General features: G+C 61.4%; 6 protein-coding genes and 1 tRNA gene. 5 read left to right on the forward strand and 2 right to left on the reverse strand.

Annotation, left to right across the window (positions count from 1 at the left end; translation table 11 throughout):
- Nucleotides 1–60: 60 nt before the first annotated feature.
- On the reverse strand, nt 61–324 hold the full coding sequence (locus NKJ57_RS29585; RefSeq protein ID WP_023696688.1) for a DUF6460 domain-containing protein: 264 nt from the start codon (nt 322–324) through the stop codon (nt 61–63).
- A 180-nt stretch (nt 325–504) separates the two neighbouring features.
- Here NKJ57_RS29585 and NKJ57_RS29590 point away from each other — a divergent pair.
- Nucleotides 505–578, forward strand: a tRNA-Gly gene (locus NKJ57_RS29590).
- Nucleotides 579–582: 4 nt separating this feature from the next.
- Here NKJ57_RS29590 and NKJ57_RS29595 read toward each other — a convergent pair.
- Complete coding sequence (locus tag NKJ57_RS29595) at nt 583–1,590, reverse strand: LysR family transcriptional regulator (protein WP_023681942.1); 1,008 nt, start codon at nt 1,588–1,590, stop codon at nt 583–585.
- 289 nt (nt 1,591–1,879) lie between these two features.
- Here NKJ57_RS29595 and chvE point away from each other — a divergent pair, with 289 nt between their 5' ends.
- From chvE to araD1, 4 genes are all read left to right on the forward strand, one after another.
- A complete protein-coding gene (gene chvE, locus NKJ57_RS29600) occupies nt 1,880–2,950 on the forward strand; it encodes a multiple monosaccharide ABC transporter substrate-binding protein (RefSeq protein ID WP_023681943.1) in 1,071 nt (356 codons plus the stop codon).
- Between the two features lie 152 nt (nt 2,951–3,102).
- Nucleotides 3,103–4,635 carry a multiple monosaccharide ABC transporter ATP-binding protein gene (gene mmsA, locus NKJ57_RS29605; RefSeq protein ID WP_027049369.1) on the forward strand — a complete coding sequence of 511 codons (1,533 nt, stop codon included), beginning with the start codon at nt 3,103–3,105 and terminating at the stop codon, nt 4,633–4,635.
- Complete coding sequence (gene mmsB, locus NKJ57_RS29610) at nt 4,632–5,918, forward strand: multiple monosaccharide ABC transporter permease (RefSeq protein ID WP_023669637.1); 1,287 nt, start codon at nt 4,632–4,634, stop codon at nt 5,916–5,918. Before mmsA ends, mmsB begins: the two co-directional genes overlap by 4 nt.
- Before the next feature lie 202 nt (nt 5,919–6,120).
- Nucleotides 6,121–7,116, forward strand: coding sequence for an AraD1 family protein (gene araD1 / locus NKJ57_RS29615; protein ID WP_352513628.1), 996 nt, complete (start codon nt 6,121–6,123; stop codon nt 7,114–7,116).
- The last annotated feature ends 143 nt before the right edge of the window (nt 7,117–7,259 follow it).

A 7,259-nucleotide genomic window follows, 5' to 3' on the forward strand; every position in this document is an offset into this window, starting at 1 on the left:
TTGGTTTGAGCACAATCTTTTCCGAAAACCGGTTTCCACTTTTCGGGATCGTGGTCCGCTTCACTTCCGGTAGTTCGCGAGCCTGAGCAGGATGAACACCGGCACGACGATCGCGGCGCCGAGCAGGATATAGCCCAAGAAGCGATAGACCGCGTTGAAGCCGAGGTTCCAAAGATCGATGAAGAAACCCTGGATGCGGTAGAAGACGTCCATCGGCGTCCAGCCGAACGCATTCATGACCAGGCCGACCAGGAACGACACGACCAGCAGCTTGACGATCACCCTGACGGGCGAGTCACCGAGAAAGCGCGTCACTGTGGACAAGGGGCCTGCCTCCAGATTGGTGTGCCCGGATTCGGGGTACAAACCCACGAATACGCACTTGCTGCGCCCGCATCAAGGCGGGCGGACGGCGCAATCGGTCGGGTTTCCAACAGCCGTTTCCGAACAGCTGTCCAAGGGCGATTGCCCGAAGCACGCCCATCATGATATCGAGAGGCCGACGCGGGTATGATGTAATGGTAGCTTGTCAGCTTCCCAAGCTGAACGCGAGGGTTCGATTCCCTCTACCCGCTCCAGTTCCTATCCCACTTCCCGCAATATAAAATCGTGCAGCATCTTGGCTGCCGGCGACAGCACGCGGTTCTTCACCGTGATCAGGCTGTAGGGGCGGACCTCGATGTCGAACTCGGTCTGGACGACATCGATGGCGCCGGCGAGACCGTCGGGGTTCTGGATGAATTTTGCCACCTGGATCGACACCGGGGCGATGGCGTCGGACTGCGCCACCATGACCAGTGTGAGCAGCAGCGACGAGGTGTTGAGGATGCGGTCCGGCAGGGCGATGTTGCGGTTCAGGAAATTGCTCTCCATCGCCTGGCGCAGCGGCGACCCGCCCGACTGGAACACCCAGTCGAAGGCGGCGGTGTCCTCCAGCCTCACCGCCTTCCCATTGTTTAGAGGATGGCCGTTGCTCAGCGGGTGGCCTCGGCGCACGATCAGGCAGGCCTTCTCGACGCCGATGACGCGCGATTCGAACAGGCGCGGATTGAGGTCTTCGGGGACACGGGCGATGATGAAATCATGGCGCGTGGCGATCAGTTCGCGCGCCAGCACATTCGACGTCTCGACCTGCATGGTAATCTCGATGCGCGGATAGAGGCGGCGTATCTCGCGGATCGCCGGGACCGCCAGTTCGATCGCCGGCGCCGTCACCGCGCCAAGGAACACCGAGCCGCCCTTGCCGGCCTTGAGCTCCGATATTTCGCGGTCGGCCTCGCGCATTTCGAGCAGGATCGAGCGCGCGCGCCGGGCCAGCGCCTTGCCGTAAGGGGTGAGTGTGATGCCGCGCGGCAGCCTTTCGCAGAGCTTCACCTCGAGCACCGCTTCCATCTCGGAAATCATGCGCGAGGCCGCCGGCTGCGAGATGTTCATCACCTGGGCGGCAGCACTCACCCGACCGTGATCGTCGAGTGCTGCGATCATGCGCATGTGACGCAGGCTCAAGCCGCTACGCAGAAGTGTCTCGCCATCGCCCGGCAATTCATCGTAACCGCTTGAAATTCCCTGAGGACCTCGTAAAGCCGCCATGCCTTTTCCCGCTTCCGCCACTGTTCCAGTCCGGTTTAGTCATATACCGGTTTTGGTATAGCAACCACCGAAGATCGCATTTGACAGTTATGGCAAAGGGTCACACTTTCGCGCGTCCTCAAGACTTGACGGTCGATGACGAGCAAAATCGTATCGATTTAAATCTGAGGGCCGATTGGGAGGATACCGGAGATCGATTATGACGGCGGCGGCGCTTTGGCGCATCCGCCCGACTGCGCGGCCCGCGAAGCCCCGAGGTGTCGCGTCCATCAACCAGGGAGAGTTTTACGTGAAAATCATCAAGACACTGGCCGCCGTCGCGGCCCTTGGCATCGCTGCCATGACCTACTCGGCGCATGCAGCCGACAAGGGTCTTGTCGGCGTGCTGATGCCGACCAAGACCTCGCAGCGCTGGATCAATGACGGCGATGCCGTCAAGTCCCAGCTCGAAGCTCTCGGCTACACGGTCGACCTGCAGTACGCGCAGGACGACATCCCCAACCAGCTCAGCCAGCTGGAAAACGAAATCACCAAGGGCCCGAAGGCGCTGATCATCGCTTCGATCGACGGCACCACCCTTTCGGACGCGCTGCAGAAGGCCGCCGACGCCGGCGTCGTCGTCGTCGCCTATGACCGCCTGATCAAGAAGACCGCCAATGTCGATTACTACACCACCTTCGACAATTTCGGCGTCGGCGTGATCCAGGCGAACTCGCTGGTCAAGGGTCTCAAGGAGCGCTTCCCGAACACCAAGCCGTGGAACGTCGAACTGTTCGGCGGCTCGCCGGACGACAACAACGCCTTCTTCTTCTACAACGGCGCAATCTCGGTGCTGCAGCCGCTGATCGATGACGGCTCGATCAAGATCAAGTCCGGCCAGACCGGCATGGACAAGGTCGGCACGCTGCGCTGGCTCGCCGCGACCGCCCAGGCGCGCATGGACAACCTTCTGTCGGCCAACTACTCGGACGGCAGCCGCGTCGATGGCGTTCTTTCGCCTTATGACGGCCTGTCGCGCGGCATCACCGCTTCGCTGCGCGCCGTCGGTTACGGTACCGACGCCCAGCCGTGGCCGATCGTGACCGGCCAGGACGCCGAAACCGCTTCGGTCAAGCTGATCATCACGGGCGAGCAATACTCGACCGTGTTCAAGGACACCCGCGAACTGGCCAAGGCCACCGTCGAACTCGTCGACAAGGTGCTCTCGGGCGGCAAGCCGGACGGCCTCGACGAAAAGACCTACAACAACGACGTCAAGGTCGTTCCCTCGATCCTTTTGACGCCGCATGAGGTCGACAAGTCGAACTACCAGGCACTGGTCGTCGACTCCGGCTACATCAAGGCCGACGAACTGAAGTAATCCGTTTATAAAGACAGGGGTCCTGCGCGACGCAGGACCCCTTTCCGTTCACAAGCGACCCCGGTATTGTTTCTACCGGACTTAGTTTGCGTGCATGTCGTTGTCTCAAACCGCAAGCACTTTGGAGCGACATGCAACAGGAGGAGCTTGCCCTGATGACGACGATTTTGGAGATGCGCGACATCACCAAGACGTTCCCCGGCGTGAAGGCGCTGTCGAACGTCAACCTCAGCGTCGAAGAAGGCGAGATCCACGCCGTGGTTGGCGAGAACGGCGCCGGCAAGTCGACGCTGATGAAGGTTCTGTCGGGCGTCTATCCCGCCGGCACCTATGACGGCCAGATCATTTTTCAGGGTCAGGAATGCCAGTTCAAAGGTATCCATGACAGCGAACACAAGGGCATCGTCATCATCCACCAGGAGCTAGCGCTGGTGCCGATGCTGTCGATCACCGAAAATATCTTCCTCGGCAACGAAAACGCCCGATACGGCGTCATCGACTGGGATGCCAACGAGGCGCGCACCGCTGCCCTGTTGAAGAAGGTGGGCCTCAAGGAGGACCCCAAGACACTGATCACCAATATCGGCGTCGGCAAGCAGCAGCTGGTCGAGATCGCCAAGGCGCTGAGCAAGGACGTCAAGCTTTTAATCCTCGATGAGCCGACCGCGTCGCTCAGCGAGAAAGACAGCCAGGCGCTGCTCGATCTTCTGCTCGAATTCAAGCGGCAAGGCATGACCTCGATCCTGATCTCGCACAAGCTCAACGAGATCAACCGGGTCGCCGACAAGGTAACCGTCATCCGTGACGGGCGCACCATCGAGACGCTGGCCAAGAAGGATATCTCCGAAGACCGCATCATCACCTCGATGGTCGGCCGTTCGCTAGACGACCGCTATCCGCCGCGCGAGCCCAAGATCGGCGAAGTCGTGTTCGAGGTGAAGAACTGGTCGGTCTATCACCCGCTCCATGCCGAGCGGCAGGTGATCAAGGGCATCGACATCAATGTGCGCAAGGGCGAGGTGGTCGGCATCGCCGGGCTGATGGGCGCCGGCCGCACCGAATTCGCCATGAGCCTGTTCGGCCGCTCCTATGGCCGCCGCATCACCGGCGAAGTGCTGCTCAAGGGCAAGCCGGTCGATGTCTCCTCGGTAAGCAAGGCGGTCCAACACGGCATCGCCTATGTCACCGAGGACCGCAAAACCTACGGCCTCAACCTTATCGACCATATCAAGCATAACATTACGCTGGCCAATCTCGACGGCGTGTCGCGCCACAGCGTGATCGACGACATGCGCGAGCTTGCGGTCGCCAACGACTATCGCAAGAAGACCAATATCCGTGCGTCAAGCGTCTATCAGATGACCGGCAATCTTTCCGGCGGCAACCAGCAGAAGGTGGTGCTGTCGAAATGGTTGTTTGCCGACCCTGACGTGCTGATCCTCGACGAGCCGACACGCGGCATCGATGTCGGCGCCAAATATGAAATCTACACGATCATCGCGCGCCTTGCCTCGGAGGGTAAGGCGATCGTGGTCATCTCGTCGGAAATGCCGGAATTGCTGGGGATTACCGACCGCATCTACGTCATGAACGAAGGGCGCATGGTGGGCGAAATGCCGGCGGCGGAAGCAAGCCAGGAAAAGATAATGCGCGCCATCGTCCGGGGAGAAGGAAAAGCAGCATGAGCACCGAAAGCGCCCCCGCCCCGCAGGGCAACGTCGCCGACGAACAGCGCCCGCGCATCGCCGTCTCGGCGCTGGCGACGAATTTACGCGAATACGGACTGATCATAGCCCTGATCGTCATCATGCTGTTCTTCCAGTTCACCACGTCGGGGACGTTGTTCAAGCCGGTCAATCTCAGCAATCTGGTGCAGCAGAACTCCTTCATCATCGTGATGGCGCTCGGCATGCTGCTGGTGATCGTATCGGGCTATATCGACCTCAGCGTCGGATCGGTCGCCGGTTTCATCGGCGCGCTGGCGGCAAACATGATGGTTATCTGGCAGCTCGGACCGCTGAGCAATCCGCTGGTGGTTTCGATCGTCTGCCTGGTCGCGGGTGGCCTGATCGGCGCCGCGCAAGGGTATTGGATCGCCTATCACCGGATACCGAGCTTCATCGTCACGCTGGCCGGCATGCTGATCTTCCGCGGCATTTGCCAGGCGTTGCTTGGCGGCGGCTCGTCGGTGGGTCCGCTTCCCGACGACTTCAAGATGCTCAGCTCCGGCTTCATCCCGGATGTGATCGGCCCACTGACGCTCGTCCCGCCGGTCGTGAACGCAGCCGGCAAGACCATCATGGGCAGCGGCGTGACCCTGCACATGACGACGGTCGTGCTGGGGCTGATCGCCGTGCTCGCCTATGCCTATTTCGGGGTCCGCACCCGGCGCAAACGAGAACGCCATGGTTATGAGGCCGAGCCCTTCACCCTGTTCGTCGTCAAGACGCTGGTCGCCAGCGCGCTGGCGCTGTTCCTGGTCTATGAGTTTGCCAGCTACCGCGGCCTGCCCGTGGTGCTGCTGGTCATGGGCGTGCTGATCACGCTGTTCGTCTTCGTCACCAAGCGCATGACCATCGGGAGGCGCATCTACGCCATGGGCGGCAATCCCAAGGCGGCGCAGCTGTCGGGCATCAACACCGAGCGGCTGACGCTGATGGTGTTCATCAATATGGGCGTGCTGTCGGCGCTTGGCGGCCTGATCATCGCGGCTCGTCTCGGCCAGGCGGTGCCGGCGGCGGGTCTCGGCTCGGAGCTCGATGTCATCGCCGCAGTGTTCATCGGCGGCGCCTCGGCGATGGGCGGCGTCGGCCAGGTTATCGGGGCGGTCGTCGGCGGCTTCATCATGGGCGTGATGAACAACGGCATGTCGATCATGGGCGTCAATGTCGACTGGCAGCAGGTGGTCAAAGGCCTGGTGCTGCTCGGCGCCGTGATCTTCGACGTCTACAACAAGAACAAGGCCTGACAAGCTTCAGGCGAGGCAAGCAGGAGGCATACGATCGCGGCGCAGCCGGCAAGTTGTCGGCATAAGAAGTCCCCCGAGGGATCAAGTTCGCGAGCGCAATCCGGACGAAGAGTTCAACCCGTGGCGCGGCTAGGTCCGAGCCGCGCAGGTCAAGGTTTGCCAAGAGGCATCCAAGGCCAAGCACATGAGAGAGGATTTAATCATGCTAATCTCCCAGATCCTCGACGACGCCGAGACCATCCGCGTCGTCGCCCGCAATGGCGGCGGCAAGACCAGGATCATCAATGGCGCCCGCAGCGTCTATTCGCTGGCCATGGAAGCCGCGCGCACCGGAACGGGCCTCGCCGCGCTGATCGAGCGCAAGGGGTTCGGTGAAGCGATAGACCTCGACGCCGTCTACAAGAAGGGCCGGCTGGTGTCCCCGATCAACCATCCCGATCCCGCGCATCTGCATCTGACCGGCACCGGCCTGACCCATCTCGGCTCGGCGGCGACGCGCGATTCCATGCACAAGAAGCTCAGCGATGGCGGCGAGGAGCAGCTTACCGATTCCATGAAGATGTTCCGCATGGGGCTCGAAGGCGGCAAGCCGGCCAAGGGCCAGACCGGCGTGCAGCCGGAATGGTTCTACAAGGGCAACGGCACCATGGCGGTGGCGCCGGGCGCCGCACTGATGTCGCCGGCCTTCGCGCAGGACGCCGGCGAGGAGCCGGAAATCGCCGGCATCTATGTCATCGGCGACGACGGCGCGCCGTTCCGCGTCGGCTTCACGCTGTCGAACGAGTTTTCCGATCATGTTACCGAGCGGGTGAACTATCTGTTCCTGGCACATTCCAAACTGCGCAACGCCTCGTTCGGGCCGGAAATCCTGATCGGCGACCTGCCGGCCGACGTCAGGGGCTCATCGCGAATCTATCGCGACAGCAATTTGCTGTGGGAAAAGCCGTTCCTGTCGGGCGAAGCGAACATGTCGCACACAATCGCCAATCTCGAACATCATCACTTCAAATATTCGGCCTTCCGCCAGCCGGGCGACGTGCATGTGCACATGTTCGGCACGGCGACGCTGTCCTTTGCCGACGGCATCAAGACTCAGGCCGGCGACGTGTTCGAGATCGAGGCCGCGGATTTCGGCCTGCCGCTGCGCAACCCGCTGGAGATTGAGCAGCCGGTGACGGTGGCGGTGAAGGCGCTTTGAGAGCGTAATCTCCCCCCTTGAGGGGGAGATGTCGCCGAAGTGTCCGAACCGGATAGATAGGTAACAGAATGGACCGATAGCATGGGTGACAGTTTTCTTGTCCGCCGGAGGACCGGCGATGGTTTGGCGAGAGACTGGCATCA

The organism is Mesorhizobium sp. M0077 (genome assembly GCF_040322955.1).
Classification (GTDB): Bacteria; Pseudomonadota; Alphaproteobacteria; order Rhizobiales; family Rhizobiaceae; genus Mesorhizobium.

What these genes read in the sequence shown, in the direction of transcription:
- NKJ57_RS29595 (WP_023681942.1), bottom strand. Translation starts at nt 1,590, where the DNA reads ATGGCGGCTTTACGAGGTCCTCAGGGAATTTCAAGCGGTTACGATGAA.
- mmsB (WP_023669637.1), top strand. Translation starts at nt 4,632, where the DNA reads ATGAGCACCGAAAGCGCCCCCGCCCCGCAGGGCAACGTCGCCGACGAA.
- araD1 (WP_352513628.1), top strand. Translation starts at nt 6,121, where the DNA reads ATGCTAATCTCCCAGATCCTCGACGACGCCGAGACCATCCGCGTCGTC.